This window comes from Streptomyces sp. NPDC043685, assembly GCF_056436585.1.
Genome location: NZ_JBWKCH010000002.1, coordinates 647139 through 662172 on the forward strand (window position 1 = coordinate 647139; position 15034 = coordinate 662172).

The 15034-nt window shown below is 72.4% G+C and carries 14 protein-coding genes and 3 tRNA genes; 4 read left to right on the forward strand and 13 right to left on the reverse strand.

Going from position 1 to position 15034, the window contains the following annotated elements; genetic code table 11:
• Positions 1 to 999, reverse strand: a complete 999-nt coding sequence (locus AC0665_RS07640; protein WP_478507733.1) for a nucleotidyl transferase AbiEii/AbiGii toxin family protein — start codon at positions 997 to 999, stop codon at positions 1 to 3.
• Positions 996 to 1649, reverse strand: a complete 654-nt coding sequence (locus AC0665_RS07645; protein WP_478602413.1) for a hypothetical protein — start codon at positions 1647 to 1649, stop codon at positions 996 to 998. Before AC0665_RS07645 ends, AC0665_RS07640 begins: the two co-directional genes overlap by 4 nt.
• Before the next feature lie 103 nt (positions 1650 to 1752).
• Here AC0665_RS07645 and AC0665_RS07650 point away from each other — a divergent pair, with 103 nt between their 5' ends.
• Positions 1753 to 3048, forward strand: a complete 1296-nt coding sequence (locus tag AC0665_RS07650) for an RNA polymerase sigma factor (RefSeq protein WP_468408826.1) — start codon at positions 1753 to 1755, stop codon at positions 3046 to 3048.
• Positions 3049 to 3153: 105 nt separating this feature from the next.
• Here AC0665_RS07650 and AC0665_RS07655 read toward each other — a convergent pair whose 3' ends face one another.
• The 4 genes from AC0665_RS07655 to AC0665_RS07670 form a co-directional block, all read right to left on the reverse strand.
• A complete protein-coding gene (locus AC0665_RS07655) occupies positions 3154 to 5082 on the reverse strand; it encodes an ABC transporter ATP-binding protein (protein WP_478507731.1) in 1929 nt (642 codons plus the stop codon).
• Complete coding sequence (locus AC0665_RS07660; protein ID WP_468408822.1) at positions 5082 to 6815, reverse strand: ABC transporter ATP-binding protein; 1734 nt, start codon at positions 6813 to 6815, stop codon at positions 5082 to 5084. Before AC0665_RS07660 ends, AC0665_RS07655 begins: the two co-directional genes overlap by 1 nt.
• A 110-nt stretch (positions 6816 to 6925) precedes the next feature.
• Positions 6926 to 8374 (reverse strand): FGGY family carbohydrate kinase, encoded by a 1449-nt coding sequence (locus tag AC0665_RS07665; RefSeq protein WP_366053002.1) that lies wholly within the window; start codon positions 8372 to 8374, stop codon positions 6926 to 6928.
• Between the two features lie 147 nt (positions 8375 to 8521).
• Entirely contained in the window at positions 8522 to 8827 is a 306-nt protein-coding gene (locus AC0665_RS07670; RefSeq protein WP_363118665.1) for a YtxH domain-containing protein, read from the reverse strand.
• Between the two features lie 159 nt (positions 8828 to 8986).
• On the opposite strand from AC0665_RS07670, the gene AC0665_RS07675 reads away from it, so the two are divergent.
• The 3 genes from AC0665_RS07675 to AC0665_RS07685 all read left to right on the forward strand — a co-directional run bounded on the left by AC0665_RS07675 (position 8987) and on the right by AC0665_RS07685 (position 9404).
• A tRNA-Asn gene (locus tag AC0665_RS07675) sits at positions 8987 to 9059 on the forward strand.
• Positions 9060 to 9064: 5 nt separating this feature from the next.
• Positions 9065 to 9137: transfer RNA gene (locus tag AC0665_RS07680), tRNA-Asn, on the forward strand.
• Positions 9138 to 9327: 190 nt separating this feature from the next.
• A tRNA-Ile gene (locus tag AC0665_RS07685) sits at positions 9328 to 9404 on the forward strand.
• Positions 9405 to 9481: 77 nt separating this feature from the next.
• On the opposite strand, the gene uppS is transcribed toward AC0665_RS07685, so the two are convergent.
• The 7 genes from uppS to AC0665_RS07720 form a co-directional block, all read right to left on the reverse strand.
• Positions 9482 to 11374, reverse strand: coding sequence for a polyprenyl diphosphate synthase (gene uppS, locus AC0665_RS07690; RefSeq protein WP_478704606.1), 1893 nt, complete (start codon positions 11372 to 11374; stop codon positions 9482 to 9484).
• An 84-nt stretch (positions 11375 to 11458) separates the two neighbouring features.
• Positions 11459 to 12424 carry a YihY/virulence factor BrkB family protein gene (locus AC0665_RS07695; protein WP_468408818.1) on the reverse strand — a complete coding sequence of 322 codons (966 nt, stop codon included), beginning with the start codon at positions 12422 to 12424 and terminating at the stop codon, positions 11459 to 11461.
• Positions 12425 to 12490: 66 nt separating this feature from the next.
• Positions 12491 to 12733, reverse strand: a complete 243-nt coding sequence (locus tag AC0665_RS07700) for a DUF6411 family protein (protein WP_363118662.1) — start codon at positions 12731 to 12733, stop codon at positions 12491 to 12493.
• Positions 12734 to 12792: 59 nt separating this feature from the next.
• On the reverse strand, positions 12793 to 12954 hold the full coding sequence (locus AC0665_RS07705) for a hypothetical protein (RefSeq protein ID WP_478602418.1): 162 nt from the start codon (positions 12952 to 12954) through the stop codon (positions 12793 to 12795).
• The gene (locus AC0665_RS07710; protein WP_478704607.1) at positions 12951 to 13730 is read right to left on the reverse strand and encodes a cytochrome c oxidase assembly protein; all 780 of its coding nucleotides are present in this window, start codon (positions 13728 to 13730) and stop codon (positions 12951 to 12953) included. Before AC0665_RS07710 ends, AC0665_RS07705 begins: the two co-directional genes overlap by 4 nt.
• The gene (locus tag AC0665_RS07715) at positions 13727 to 14227 is read right to left on the reverse strand and encodes a DUF2243 domain-containing protein (protein WP_478602422.1); all 501 of its coding nucleotides are present in this window, start codon (positions 14225 to 14227) and stop codon (positions 13727 to 13729) included. The genes AC0665_RS07710 and AC0665_RS07715 overlap by 4 nt, the downstream gene beginning before the upstream one ends.
• A 99-nt stretch (positions 14228 to 14326) precedes the next feature.
• Positions 14327 to 15034 carry an ANTAR domain-containing protein gene (locus AC0665_RS07720; protein ID WP_478704608.1) on the reverse strand — a complete coding sequence of 236 codons (708 nt, stop codon included), beginning with the start codon at positions 15032 to 15034 and terminating at the stop codon, positions 14327 to 14329.

The window sequence follows — 15034 nt, forward strand, 5'->3', positions numbered from 1 at the left end:
TCAGGCCCCTGCTCCTCCGAAGGTGGGCGCCACGGCCCGCACCAGCCGCTCGGCGAACGAGTGCTCGTCGTACCTGAACCGCGGGTACTCGGTGACGAAGTGCTCCCACTCCACATGCCCGACGGCCTGCTCCACGTGCTCCAGGAGGATCCGCTCGCGGTACGGGTAGGGCCACTCGCCCGTCAGCCGGAACACCTCGTGCAGCAGCTCGTAGCGCAACGGGTACCGCTCGGCCAGCAGGACGGCGTCGTACAGGTCCTTGCCCTGGACGTGCGCGTCGTTGATCACCCACAGCAGCTTCCACGCCAGCGACAGCTCCGGGGTGGCCGCCTGGACGAGCGCACCGCCCGGCAGCTCGACCGGCTCGGGCTCCGCGGGCAATCGCTCGTTGAAGACGAAGTCCAGCTGAACGTGGCCGCCGGGCAGGCCGGGCGCGCCCCAGGGGAGCACCATGCGCCGGCCGGGCACACGGTCGTAGGTCCAGATCTCCTCGGCGACCGCGCCCCGCGCCGAGATCCCGACCCCCGGTCCCCGTGCCTCGGCCAGTTCCTGCGCTGCCGCCGCGATCCCGGTCAGCATCCGGTCCGTCCGGCCGTCCTCCATGCGCCAGGTGTGCGGAACGACGACGAAGTCCAGGTCACCGGGCTCGCGCGCGGCCTCCCCGAACCACGCCGACATCAGCACGCTGCCCCGCAGCACCAGCGAGTCCACCCAGGGCGAGTCGCTGATCGCGGCCAGCACCAGGTGCAGCGCCTGCCGGCGGGCCGCCCGCCAGGCCTCGTCCCGCGCCGGGTCGGTGAAGCACGGATCCGTGGCGCGGTAGGCGTTGTGGAGGTGCTTGAGGGCCGGGTCGAAGACGGGGCGCTGCACCACGTCGTCGCCGGGTACCGGGCGCAGCGTCCTCGGCAGGCGTCCCGTCCTGCGGGTGGCGTCGTCCAGCGGCTCCCGGGGGATCTCGGTGCTGCGCCAGCCGAACCCCTCCCACGCCGTCCCGGTCATGTCCGTACCACCACCGGCTCCTCCAGCCATCCCTCGTCCACCGAGACATCACTGTCGTGCAGCACGAACTCCCGCTCCACGCCGAGCACTTCACAGCCGCGCAGCTCGGTCAGCAGCCGCTCCAGCGCCCGGCCCGCGCCCTCGGCGTCCACCGCGTGGCAGCGCTGGGTCACGAACCGCTCGTGCTGCTCGCCCCGCACCCGCCGGGCGTTCCAGGACAGATGGGCGCCGTGCGGCGTGACGCGCGCCGCGAGAGCCGCCAGATCGGTGTCCGCGGCGAGCCGCAGCTTCACATGGTGCTCGAAGTACCGTCCGCCGCCGCAGGGCCGGCGCGGCACCTCCGACGCCCAGGGCGACGACTCGATCTTCACGCGCACCGGATCGAAACCGTCCGCCCGCAAACGCGCGACCACGTCCCGTACGCGCGTCAACTCTCCGGCGTACGACGGCGAACCGGACAGGGTGAGCATGGGCTGGTCGCGCATCCGGCCCCTGGCCAGCACGATGTGCGTGAGCTTGAACCCGCCCGCCGCCGCCCAGCGGCGCAGCCGGGCGTGCTCGTCGGGGCCGGCGCAGCGGACCGTCACATGCGACTCGTACAGGGAGGCGGACACCGAACGATCGTCGCAGACCAGGGACGCGTGAGGCATCCGGGTTTTCCACGAGGGGCGACCGCGTGGTCACGGACCGGAAGCAAAAAGTCCTCGCACGCCCCTCGTGGCGACGATGTGTCGTACCCCACACTGGGTTGCGGTGCCTGAGTCCTCGGAGCGCGGCCGATCCGTCACCGACGGGTCCCAGACCCCCGCGGTTCCGCTCATCGCGTACGGGACGGAAAGCGGCGAGGCCGTCGACTCCGCCCCCGAAGTACCGCTGCCGCACTCCTTGGCAGCGATCATCCTGGAGGTCGCCCCCGTGCAGACCCAGACCCTCACCCAGACCGACGTCGGTGCTGCCCCCGGCGCCGACGGCACCTCCCCGGACGCGGAGGCGGACGCCCTGTCCGCGGTTCCGGCCCAGAGCCGCGCCGCGCACCACCCCGAGTCGGAGCCCGAGCCGGAGGAACCGCCCGCCGAGGCCATCGAGACGGCCGAGCCCCCCGAAGCCGTCGTCCCGCCGGTGCGCGCCGAGACCGGTGGCCCCTCCTCGGACCTGTTCCGCCAGTACCTGCGGGAGATCGGCCGCATCCCCCTGCTCACCGCCGCCGAGGAGGTCGAACTCGCCCGCCGCGTCGAGGCCGGCCTGTTCGCCGAGGAGAAGCTGCGGCTCACCCCCGACCTGGACAGCCAGCTGGCCCTCGACCTGGACCGGCTCGTCGTCATGGGCCGGATGGCCAAGCGCCGTCTGATCGAGGCGAATCTGCGGCTCGTCGTCTCCGTCGCCAAACGCTACGTCGGCCGCGGCCTGACCATGCTCGACCTCGTCCAGGAGGGCAACCTCGGCCTGATCCGGGCGGTGGAGAAGTTCGACTACGCCCGCGGCTACAAGTTCTCCACGTACGCCACCTGGTGGATCCGCCAGGCCATGTCCCGCGCCCTGGCCGACCAGGCCCGCACCATACGCGTCCCCGTCCATGTCGTGGAGCTCATCAACCGGGTGGTGCGGGTCCAGCGCCGCATGCTCCAGGAGCGGGGGTACGAGCCGACACCCGAGGAGGTCGCCGCCCACCTGGAGCTGGCGCCCGAGCGGGTCAGCGAGGTCCTGCGCCTCGCCCAGGAGCCGGTGTCGCTGCACGCGCCCGTGGGCGAGGAGGACGACGTCGCCCTCGGCGACCTCATCGAGGACGGCGACGCCGCCAGCCCCGTGGAGTCGGCCGCGTTCCTGCTGCTCAGGGAGCACCTGGAAGCGGTCCTGTCGACCCTGGGGGAGCGGGAGCGGAAGGTCGTCCAGCTCCGCTACGGCCTGGCCGACGGCCGCCCCCGCACCCTGGAGGAGATCGGCCGCATCTTCGGTGTGACGCGCGAACGGATACGGCAGATCGAGTCCAAGACCCTCAACAAGCTGCGGGACCACGCCTTCGCGGACCAGCTGCGGGGCTATCTGGAGTGAAGGGCGTCAGCTGAACGTCCCCAAAGGGGCGCGGAGAACTGCGCGACCAGCCCCCACCGGCCCGCAGCCGCCCCACGACACCGCCCGGCACCCCCGGACCGCGACTCAGTCCACCTCGGCCACCGCCTGCGCGAACTGCGCCTGGTACAGCCGCGCGTAGGCGCCGCCGGCCGCGAGCAGCTCCTCGTGCGCGCCCTGCTCCACGATCGACCCGTTCTCCATCACCAGGATCGTGTCCGCGTCCCGGATCGTCGACAGCCGGTGGGCGATGACGAACGACGTGCGCCCGTGCGCCAGTTTGGCCATCGCCTTCTGGATGAGCACCTCGGTACGGGTGTCGACGGAACTCGTCGCCTCGTCCAGCACCAGGATCACCGGGTCGGACAGGAAGGCCCGGGCGATGGTGATGAGCTGCTTCTCACCCGCGCTCACCCCCGTCCCCTCGTCGTCGATGACCGTGTCGTACCCGTCCGGCAGCGTCCGCACGAACCGGTCCGCGTGCGCCGCCCGGGCCGCCTCCTCGATCTCGCCCCGGGTCACCTTCCTGGACGCGCCGTACGCGATGTTCTCCGCGATCGTGCCGCCGAACAGCCAGGTGTCCTGGAGCACCATGCCGATCCCGGCCCGCAGTTCGTCCCGGGACATGCGCGCGATGTCGACGCCGTCGAGGGTGATCCGCCCGCCCGTGACGTCGTAGAACCGCATCAGCAGGTTGACCAGGGTCGTCTTGCCGGCGCCGGTCGGGCCGACGATGGCCACCGTCTGCCCCGGCTCGACCTTCAGCGACAGGTCCTCGATCAGCGGCTTGTCCGGGTCGTAGCGGAACGACACGCGCTCCAGCGCCACCTGCCCGCGCAGCTCCGCGGGCCGCACGCCCGGCACCGGGTCGGCGCCCTGCTCCTCCGCGTCGAGCAGCTCGAAGACCCGCTCCGCCGAGGCGACACCCGACTGCACCAGGTTCGCCATCGACGCCACCTGCGTCAGCGGCATGGAGAACTGCCGCGAGTACTGGATGAACGCCTGCACATCACCGATGGACAGCGAGCCCGAGGCGACCCGCAGCCCGCCGACGACCGCGACCAGCACGTAGTTGAGGTTCGACACGAACATCATCAGCGGCTGCATGACCCCGCTGTTGAACTGCGCCTTGAACCCCGCCTCGTACAGCGCGTCGTTCTGCTCGGCGAACTGCCGCGCCGACTCCTCCTGCCGCCCGAACACCTTCACCAGGGCGTGCCCGGTGTACATCTCCTCGATGTGCGCGTTCAACTGGCCCGTGGAGCGCCACTGCTGCACGAAGTGCGGCTGCGACCGCTTGCCCACGCGCGTCGCCACGACGAACGACAGCGGCACGGTCACCAGCGCGACCAGCGCCAGGATCCAGGAGACGTAGAACATCATCGCGAGCACGCCGATGATGGTCAGCACCGAGTTGATGAGCTGCCCCATCGACTGCTGGAGGGTCTGCCCGATGTTGTCGATGTCGTTGGTCGCCCGGGACAGCACCTCGCCGCGCTGGCGCTGGTCGAAGTACGACAGCGGCAGCCGCGACAGCTTCGTCTGCACGTCCTCGCGCATCCGGAACATGGTCCGGTTCACGGCCCGGTTCACCAGCCGCGTCGCCACCGCCATCAGCAGCCCGGCCACCGTGAACACACCCAGCGCGAGCAGCAGCACATGCCCGACGGCCGTGAAGTCGATGCCCTCGCCCGGAGTGAAGTCGGTGCTGCGCAGCATGTCGGCTTCGTCACCGTCACCGCGCTGCCGCATCTGCTCCAGGACCTGGTCCTTGGACGCCCCCTCGGGCATGCCGCGCCCGATGATGCCAGCGAAGACCAGGTCGGTGGCCTTGCCGAGGATCTTCGGACCGACGACGTTGAGGCCGACGCTGAGCACCACGCACAGCAGCAGCACGTAGATGGTCACGCGCTCCGGCCGGAACCGCGCGACGAGCCGCTTGCCCGATCCCTTGAAGTCCAGCGAGCGCTGGTCGGGGCCGCCCCCGGCCATCATCCGCCCCATGGGCCCCGCCATCAGGCAGCCTCCGCTTCCGTGAGCTGGGAGAGCACGATCTCCCGGTAGGTCTCGTTGTCCGCCATCAGCTCGTGGTGCCGGCCGGTGCCGACGACCCGGCCCTCGTCGAGGACCACGATCCGGTCGGCGTCCCGGATGGTCGACACCCGCTGGGCCACGATCACCACGGTCGCCTCGGCGGTCTCCTGCGACAGCGCGGCCCGCAGCGCGGCGTCCGTGGCGTAGTCGAGCGCCGAGAAGGAGTCGTCGAAGAGGTAGATCTCGGGCCGCTGCACCAGCGTCCGGGCGATCGCGAGCCGCTGGCGCTGGCCACCGGAGACGTTCGTCCCGCCCTGGGCGATCGGCGCGTCGAGACCGCCCTCCAGCCGCTCCACGAAGTCCTTGGCCTGCGCCACCTCCAGCGCGTGCCACAACTCCTCGTCGGTGGCGTCCGGATTGCCGTAGCGCAGATTGGTCGCCACCGTCCCCGCGAACAGATACGGCTTCTGCGGCACCATCCCGACCGTCTTCGCGAGCAGCTTCGGGTCGATCTCCGCCACCTCGACACCGTCGACGAGCACCTGCCCGTCGGTCGCGTCGAACAGCCGCGGGACCAGCCCGAGCAGGGTGGACTTGCCGCTGCCGGTCGAGCCGATCACGGCGGTCGTCTCACCCGGCCGGGCCACCAGGTCCACCGACCGCAGCACCGGCTCCTCGGCACCCGGGTAGCGGAAGCCCGCCCCGCGGATCTCCAGATGCCCGTGCCGGCGCAGCTCCCGCACCGGCGCCGACGGCGGCACGACGCTGGAGGAGGTGTCCAGCACCTCCTGGATGCGCTCGGCGCACACCTCCGCGCGCGGCACCATCATGAACATGAAGGTGGCCATCATCACGGACATGACGATCTGCATCAGATAGGCCAGGAACGCCGTCAGATCACCGATCTGCATCCCGCCGCTGTCGATGCGGTGCGCGCCGAACCACACCACGGCGATCGACGACAGGTTCACCACCGTCATGACGATCGGGAACATCAGCGCCAGCAGATTTCCGGTGCGCAGCGCGAAATCCGTGAGATCGGTGTTGGCCTTCCGGAACCGCTGCTGTTCGTACTCGTCCCGGACGAAGGCCCGGATCACACGGTTGCCGGTGATCTGCTCGCGCAGCACCCGGTTCACCGAGTCCAGCCGCTCCTGCATGGACCGGAACAGCGGCCGCAGCCGCCGCACGATCAGCGTCACGCAGATGCCCAGCACCGGCACGACCGCGACCAGGACCCCGGACAGCGGCACGTCCAGACCGAGCGCCAGCACGATGCCGCCCACGCACATGATCGGCGCCGACACCAGCAGGGTGAACGTCATCAGCGCCAGCATCTGCACCTGCTGGACGTCGTTCGTCGTCCGGGTGATCAGCGACGGCGCCCCGAAGTGACCGACCTCACGCGCGGAGAACGACTGCACCCGGTCGAACACGGACGCCCGCAGGTCCCGCCCCAGTGCCGACGCCGTGCGGGCGCCGTAGTACACGGCGCCGATGTTGCACACGACCTGGACCAGCGAGATGCCGATCATCAGGCCGCCGTAGCCCAGGATGTAGCCGGTGTCGCCGTTGACGACGCCCTGGTCGATGATGTCCGCGTTCAGCGTGGGCAGGTAGAGCGTGGCGCAGGTCTGCAGGAACTGCAGCAGCACCAGGAGAGCGATGGGTCTCTTGTAGGGCCTGAGACAGGTCCGCAGGAGTCGTATGAGCACGCTGCTTCTCTCGGAGTGGACGACGGGGCCAGTGGTTGCCCCTGGCCCCTATCGTCGAACACTCCACCCGCGTTACCTCAACCGAATTAACCCAACAAGCGGTCAAGAGGTCACAGGGCCCCGGGATGCGTCTGCTCCCGTACCGCCACGAACTGCTGCCGCACCGCCTGCCCCACGGCCAGTTCCTCCCCGGGTTCCAGCACCTGCGCCACCGCGCCCTGCCAGGCCGGCGGATTGCGCACGTCGAGCGTGCCCTGCGAGGCCCCGAGCGCCCAGGCGGCCTGACGGGCGGCACCGATCGCCGCGTAGTCCGCGGGCTGCGGCACGACGACCTGCGTCCCGAACAGCATGGGAGCCGCGGCCTGCACGGCGGGCAGTTCGGCGGCCGGTCCGAGCAGGAACACCCGCCGCACGTCGACGCCCCGGCCGCGCAGCACGTCCAGCGCGTCCGCGAGCCCGCACAGCATGCCCTCGAACGCGGCCCGCGCCAGGTGCTCCGCCTTCATCGACTCGCGTCTGAGGCCGGCCAGCGTCCCGGCGGTGTGCGGCAGGTTCGGTGTCCGCTCACCCTCCAGATAGGGCAGCAGCACCAGGCCGTGCGACCCGGGAGTCGACTTCATCGCCAGGTCGGACAGGCTCTCCAGATCGGGCAGCCCCAGCAGCTCGGCGGCCCCGCGCAGCGTCCGTACGGCGTTCAGGGTGGTGACGACGGGCAGGTGCATGCCGGTCGCATCCGCGAGCGCGGTGATCATCCCGGACCCGTCGACCAGCGCCTCGGGGTGGACGGCCATCACGGACCCGGACGCGCCCAGCGACACCACCGCGTCACCCAGGCCGATGCCGAGACCGAACGCCGCCGCCATGGTCTCGCCGGTCCCCACGGAGATCAGCAGCCCTTCCGGCGTCGTACCGGCCGCGTCCGCCGGTCCGATCACCTCCGGCAGCATCACCTGATGCCCGAGCGCCAGCTCCACGAGGTCGGGCCGGTAGCCGCCGGTCGCCGCCGACCAGTAGCCGGTGCCGGATGCCCCGCCCCGGTCGGTGGTCCTCCTGACCGGCCGGCCCAGCAACTGCCACACCAGCCAGTCGTGCGCCTGGAGGAGGATCGCGGTGCGCTGCGCGTTCTCCGGCTCGGTCCGGGCCAGCCAGCGCAGCTTGGTGATCGGCTGCGCGGCCTGCGGCACGGACCCCACCGCCTGCGCCCACGCCTCGCGCCCGCCGAGCGCGTCGACCAGATCGGCCGCGGCGACCTGGGTGCGCTTGTCGCCGCCGACCATCGCCGGGCGGACGGTGTTGCCCTGCGCGTCCAGCGGCACGACGGCGTTCTGCTGCGCCGAGACGCCGATGGCCTGCACACCCTCCAGCAGGCCGCCCCCCGCGGCCTCGCCCAGGGAGAGCAGCCAGGCCTGCGGGTCGACGTCCGACGGCCGGCCGCCGCCCTCGGGGCTCTCCACCGGATGCGGTGCATATCCCTGCCTGAGCACGGCTCCGGTATCCGTGTCACAGACGACGATACGAGTGAAATCGGGCGAACTGTCCAACCCGGCGACTATCCCCATGGCCAAAATTCTGCCGTACCGCTGCGCTGGCTGGAGCCGTGGGCGCCGTGGGGATGCGTCGCCGGGTTCGCGTGCGGGTGCGTCGGGGCTGGTCGCGCAGTTCCCCGCGCCCCTCGAAGGACGTCGTCGATCCCGGCGTCCAGGAGATCAGGTATTGCTCGTGCCCCAGTCGTCCTGGCCGCCGTTGTGGGTGGCCCGGTCGCGGAGGTGACGGACCCGGTCCGCCACAGACTCGGGGACCCGGTCGCCGACCTTGTCGCTCACCACGTGGTACGCCTTGCCCGCGAATTCACGGCCCTGGTGGGCCGCGGTCTCCGCGGTGTTGCGGACTGCGGGGTTCTGAGCGAGCTGCCGGGCTGACTTCTTCAGCTGCTCGTAGCGCTCGCGTCCGGCCCTCGTGCCCAGCACGTAACCCAGGACGACTCCGGCGACAAACGTGAGCCGGTAACGCATGGCGGCCACCCTTTCCTTGCGTAGGTCTCCGGTGCGGCGTCGGTGCCGGGGAGTACCGATTGGCGGAGCACCCCCCTGCTTGCGCTAATGTATGTGTCGCAGCGAACGCGCGCCCCCTGGCGAATACCCGGGTAGCCACGTTCGATGCATACGAGACCTTCCTCGGTAGCTCAATTGGCAGAGCAGCCGGCTGTTAACCGGCAGGTTACTGGTTCGAGTCCAGTCCGGGGAGCTCGGTCCTCCGTAGCTCAATTGGCAGAGCAGCCGGCTGTTAACCGGCAGGTTACTGGTTCGAGTCCAGTCGGGGGAGCAGGTTGAACGAGGGCCCCTCTCAGGGGTCCTTTTTCATGTCCGTTCCGCTGTCCCGGGAACCGCGCAGCACCCGGCGCAGTCCTCAAGGTCACGTAGGCCGTGCGCAGCCGCCCAGCCGAAGCAGGAGATCGTATGAGCGGCTATGCTGCGGCAGACGGCGCGCACACATGTACGCGACACGCCGCTATGGGGCGGTAGCTCAGCCGGTTAGAGCAGCGGACTCATAATCCGTCGGCCGTGGGTTCGAGTCCCACCCGCCCCACCACGCGCTACCCGCGCAGAACCGTTTCTACGCGCGAGCGCGCGAGAGCGACGGCGCCGCTCCCGAGCGGCCCACCCCCTTCACTCGCCCGGCCCCGCCGCAGGAGCCGCCGTGGAGCGCGCTGCTGACGGTCCGTCGGCAGGGGCGGCCGGGGTACCCGCGGCGGATCCCGCCGTGGCCGGTGTCGCACCGTGGTGGCGCTGGCGGTGGGTGAACGCGGTGACCGCCTGCCAGAGGTCGCGGCGGTCCGCGTCGGGCCACAGCCCCTCGGTGAAGTGCAGCTCGGCGTACGCGGAGTGCCAGGGCAGGAAGTTCGACACGCGCTGTTCGCCGCCGGTGCGCCAGAGCAGGTCCACGTCCGGCAGGTCCCCCAGGGGCAGATGGCGCGCGAAGTCGTCCTCGGCGATCAGATGCGGCTCCAGATGACCGGCCCGGGCCCGCTGGGCCAGGGCGGCGGCCGTACGGGTGAGCTCGTCCCGGCCGCCGTAGTCGATGCACATCGTCAGCGTCAGGCCGGTGCGGGCGCGGGTGGTGCGCTCCCGCAGATGGAGCAGATCGACCAGGTCCGGGGGCAGCCGCCCCGCGCGGCCGTGCCAGCGCAGCCGGACGTCGAGGTCGCGGAAGGGGTTCTCGGCCAGTTCACCGCGCAGGAGGTCGAGGATCGCGTCGACCTCCTCCGGGTCGCGGTGCCAGTTCTCGGTGGAGAACGTGTAGAGCGTCAGATGGCGCAGGCCGATCTCCAGGGCGCCGTGCACCACCTCGCGGACCGTGGCGGCACCGGCGCGATGTCCCTCGTGCCGGGGCAGGCCGCGCTGCTGGGCCCAGCGTCCGTTGCCGTCCATGATCACGGCGACGTGCCCGGGCAGCCGGTCCGGCGGGATCTCGGGCGGCCGCTCGCCGCTGGGGTGGGGCGGCGGCTGCCGGAAGACGCCGGTGGGTGCCGGCGGGGCGGCTTCCGGTGATGCCTGCGGGCCGGGCCGGCACCGTGGCGGCACCGTCAGCGGGGTCAGGCTCCAGGCCAGGGCCGCACGGGTTCGGGCCGGGGCGAGGATGCGGGCGCGGGTGCGCAGCGCGGGCCGGGGCGGGGAGCGCAGCAGGGCCGGACCGGCGGCGTCGACGGCGTCGAGCTGGGCACGCAGCAGGGCGGCCATCGTGTGCAGGACCGTCGCGGGCCCGGGGTGCATGCCGCGGGCGAGGGACTGCTGGGTCACCCACTGCCGGGCCAGGCCGGTCAGGTGTGTCACCAGGGCGGCGACGGCGGGGCTCCAGCGCAGCCGCGCGAGGTCGGCGGCGGCCCCGGGGTGCCGGTCGAGGGCCTCGGCGGGCAGCAGCAGGTCGCCCTGGGCGAGGTCGGCGGACAGGTCGGTCAGGATGTCGGTGAGCCGGACACCGTCGAGGAACTTCTCATAGGTCTCACGGGTGTCCAGACGCAGCGCCACGGGGACACCGGCCCGGTCGAAGACCGTGCGCACCTGGCCGAACCAGGGCAGCAGGTTGTCCCGGCCCCAGGCGCGCCACTGCGCCCAGTCGGCGAAGCGCCTGCCGCGGGTGTCGTCCCGGACCTGGGCCATGGCGTCGCGCAGCTCGGACAGGTCCAGGCGCCAGCGGTTCGCGGTGTCCACCAGGGCGTGGCGGACCGGGTCGGGGCTGGAGCCGGCGGGCAGTTCGCGGTGCAGGGCGGTGATCCAGGCCTCGACCCGGGCGGCGCGCTCGGCGGCGGGGGCGGTGCGGTCGTCGCCCAGGTCGTCGAGGGCGCTGGCGGCCGCCCACAGGGCGTGCAGCGCCGGGCGCAGGGCCGCAGGCACCAGCTGGATCAGCGCGTACTCCGCCGGGTCCTGGTCCCTCGTCCGGCGCCGGCACAGTCGGTAGGCCGCCCGCAGGGCCGGATCGTCGCCGGTCACCGGTCTTCCGGAGAGGTCGGAGGTCACCTGTCGGTCTTCCGGTGTCGTGGTCGCGGGGGGCACATCGCTCACACCGAGGACGATACGTCCTGGTTGCGCGCGGTGATCACAGGGGCCGGGCGCGCGTCAGGAATCCGTCCCGGGCCCCCGGGCGCGTCACGGCCCGGGGCCCGGGTCCGGCCGCACGGCCTCGGTGATGCCGGCCCGGGCCGCCTCCAGCTGAGCGGCGAAGGCGATGCCGAGGAAGAGCACCACACCCGTCAGGTTGGCCCACAGCAGCAGGGCGACGAAGGCGGTCAGCGGTCCGTAGACGGCGCCGAACGAACCGCTCTTGGCGACGTAGAGCGACAGCAGCCAGGTGGCCGTGACCCACAGCACCAGATGGACCGCGGAGCCGAACGCCAGCCAGGTGTACCCCGGTTGGTCCCGGCGCGGCGCCCAGCGGAAGATCACCGCAGAGGCGACCCAGGCGAGCCCTACGCCCAGCGGCACGTCCAGGGCGCCCCACCAGTCGAGCCAGGTCCGCGACCAGCCGAGGGCCTCGACCACCGCGCCGCCGACGGCGTCCCCGGCCACCAGCACGAGGAACCCCAGCACCATCGGCATGCCCGCGGCGACGGCGAGCAGCAGGGAGCGGCCGTACTTGGCCAGGAAGGGCCGGTCGCGCTCGATGCCGTAGATGCGGTTGGCGCCCCGCTCGACCTGGGCCATCGCCGAGGCCAGATTGAGGACGGCGAAGGCCAGGCCCAGCCACATGGCGACGGCGCCCCAGACACCTGAACCGGCGCTGCGCTCGGTGCCGTCGAGGGCGTCCTCGATCAGCTGCGCGCTCGCACCCGGGACGATGTGGCCGAGGGTGAGTTCGATGACCCGCCCCACGCTCTCGGTGTGCACGGTCGTGGCCACGCCGACCAGGGCGATGGTGAACGGCACCATGCCGAGCACCACCTGGAAGGCGAGGGAGCGGGAGTTGCTGAAGCCGTCGGCGTAACGGAACCGGGTGAACGCGTCGATGAGCAGCCGGCGTCCGCCGTAGCGCCGCAGCGCGGTGAACGCCTCGTCTCCGGAGAGTTCCTCCCCGATCATGTCCCGCGTCTGCGGGACATGCACAGCGGTACCCATCGAAGAGGTCTCCTTCTGCCTGCCCTGTGTACCGGACCAGCATGCCGGGTGATCCGGTCGGGCGGGTCAGAAGGGCATGCGGCCGCGCGTGCGGCGCCCGGCCGAGCCGCTGCGGCTCACCGCGCGCGAACTCGTGTGGAAGGGCTTGCTGAAGAGCCTGCCCAGCACGCCGGGTGCCTTGCCGCCGGCGCGGGCACCGGCGCCGAGCGAGCGCTGGGTGCCGCGTTCGGGGTGGCGCGAGAGACGGGGGAGGAGGAAGGCCAGGACGGCCAGCAGCACGCACCCGGCGACGACGGCGGCGATGATCACGGTAACTCCTCTGTACGAGGGATGAGATGGGGAGATACGGGTGCCCCGTCGCGTCGCCTCTATGTGGCCTGCCGGGTGTCGTCCGTTCCGCCGTCCTCGTCCTCGCCCTCGGTGCTCGCGTCGTCGCGGTCGCCCTCCGCCTGGGACGGGGTGGGGCGCGGGGTCGTGTCCTGCTCGTCGTCGCGGTCGCCCTCGGCCTGGGACGGTGTGTGGTCGCTCATCGTGTGCCTCCTTGTGCGGTCGCCGGCTGCCGGGTACCCCGGTGGGGCCGGGACCACCGGCCCTGTGCGCGGTACCACTGGCCGGCCAGCAGCAGGGCCAGGGCGAGCTCCACCGCGTCACCGCCGTAGTACATGAGCTGCGAGGCGGCGTGCAGGTCGGCGGGGGCGTGGGCGGTGCCGGGCGGGCCGGTGGCCCACAGGCTCTTCGCGAGGATCGCGTGGGCAGCCGAGGCGGCCAGGAGGGTGCCGCCCCGCACGGCCCAGCCGGGCCGGTGGCGCACCGGGTCCACGGCGAGCAGGGCGAAGGTGAAGAGGGTGCCCGCGGCGATGAGGTGGAGGAGGAGGAAGGGGTGGTGGTGCAGGGCGGACAGGAGGGGAGTGCGGTAGAGGAGCCACAGGCCGCCGAGGTCCAGGGCAGCGGCGACGGGCGGGAAGACGAGCGCCGTGACCGGGCGGGAGCGGGTCAGCCGGACCAGGGCGCGGCGGCCGGCCGGCGGGAGGGTGCGCAGGGCCAGCGTGACCGGCCGGGCCAGCACCACCGGCAGCGGGGCCGCCATGCCGGCCGTCACATGGGCGGCGGTGTGCGCGGTGAACGGGGCCGACCACGTCTGCCACGGCACGGCGTACGCCGCCACGAGCAGCCCGCCGCCCAGCCAGAACCCGGTATCGCGACGCACGGGCCAGCGGTCCCCGCGGCGCCGCAGCCGGGCGGCGCAGACCGTGTACAGCAGACAGCACGACAGGACGAGCACCGGCAGGTAAGCCGGGGTCGTCACCGCGCCCGCCCGCGCTCCGCGTGCCGCGCCCGGCGCCACAGCAGCAGGCCCGCCAGCAGGAACAGGGCGGCGCTGACGTTCCAGGTCCAGTCGTAGGGCCGCGGATCGACCTCGTAGCGGATCTGGTGCAGGCGCAGCAGCTTGTGCTGGACGGTGCCGTCGTACAGCTGGAAGCCGCCGAGGCCCAGGCAGACGCCGGACCACCACGCCGGGGGCAGCAGGGCCTCCTTGCGGCGCAGGTCGGCGAAGAGGAACAGGCCCGCCACCATCGCCAGCCAGCCGCCCGCGTGGAACAGGCCGTCGGAGACCAGGCCCACGTCGGGGGTGGACCGGTCGTAGAAGTGGTGCCAGTGCAGCAGCTGGTGGAAGACGGTCTCGTCGACGAACGCGGCCACGCCGACCCCGGACAGCGCCCCGCCGGTCAGGGAACGGCCGAACCGCACCCGCCCGCGGTCGTGATCCTGCGGCCCTCGGCGCTCGGGGCGGTTGAAGCCCATGGGGATTCTCCTCGGCGCGGGCGGGGCCGGAACGGGCCGCCGCCGGGTACCCGGGGCCTCCCGCGCGAAACCGGGCGCCCCCGCCCCCGCGGCCCCCGCTCAGTCCCGGCGGCGCCTCGCGACCGCCCGCCGCAACGCCGCGCACAGTTCGGCCGACGGCGGCGGGCCGTCCGCCTCCGCGCTCGCGGTCACGGCCGCGGCGACGTCCCGCAGCTTCGTGTTCGACAGCTGCGACGCCTCGCGCAGGATGTGCCACGCCTCGTCGGACGTGCAGCCGTGGGTGGCCATGAGGATGCCCCGGGCCTGGTCGATGACCGGGCGTGAGGCGATGGCCTGGCGGAGCTGCTCGACCTCCTCCTGGAGCACGTGCAGGCGCTCCGCGCGTTCCAGCGCGACCGCCGAGGTGGCCGGGGCGGCGGGGGTGGCCGGCGCCGCGGCGGAGACGGCCCCGGCGGCGTCCAGGTTGGTCAGCGGATCGGTCGTGTCCAGGCCGGCCAGCTCCAGGATCCGGCGCGGCTGGCCGTTCCAGTTGGTCGCCGTCACCGACCGGAACCGCCGCCTGCCGTGGTCGGCGAGCACGTCCAGGAACTGCAGCCCCGCCGTGTCCATGAAGTGCACGCCCCCCATGTCCAGATCGACCCGGGTGACCGTGGCCGGCAGGTCGGCCAGGGTTCTGCCCAGGACGTCCGCGCAACCGTGGACGAGCTCACCCCGCGGGGCGAGCTCGGCGCGGTCCGCGTCGACGCGGCCGGAGATGACCAGGGTGTCCAGCCCTCCTGTGAGATGTGGTGATGCCGCTGAGGTCAT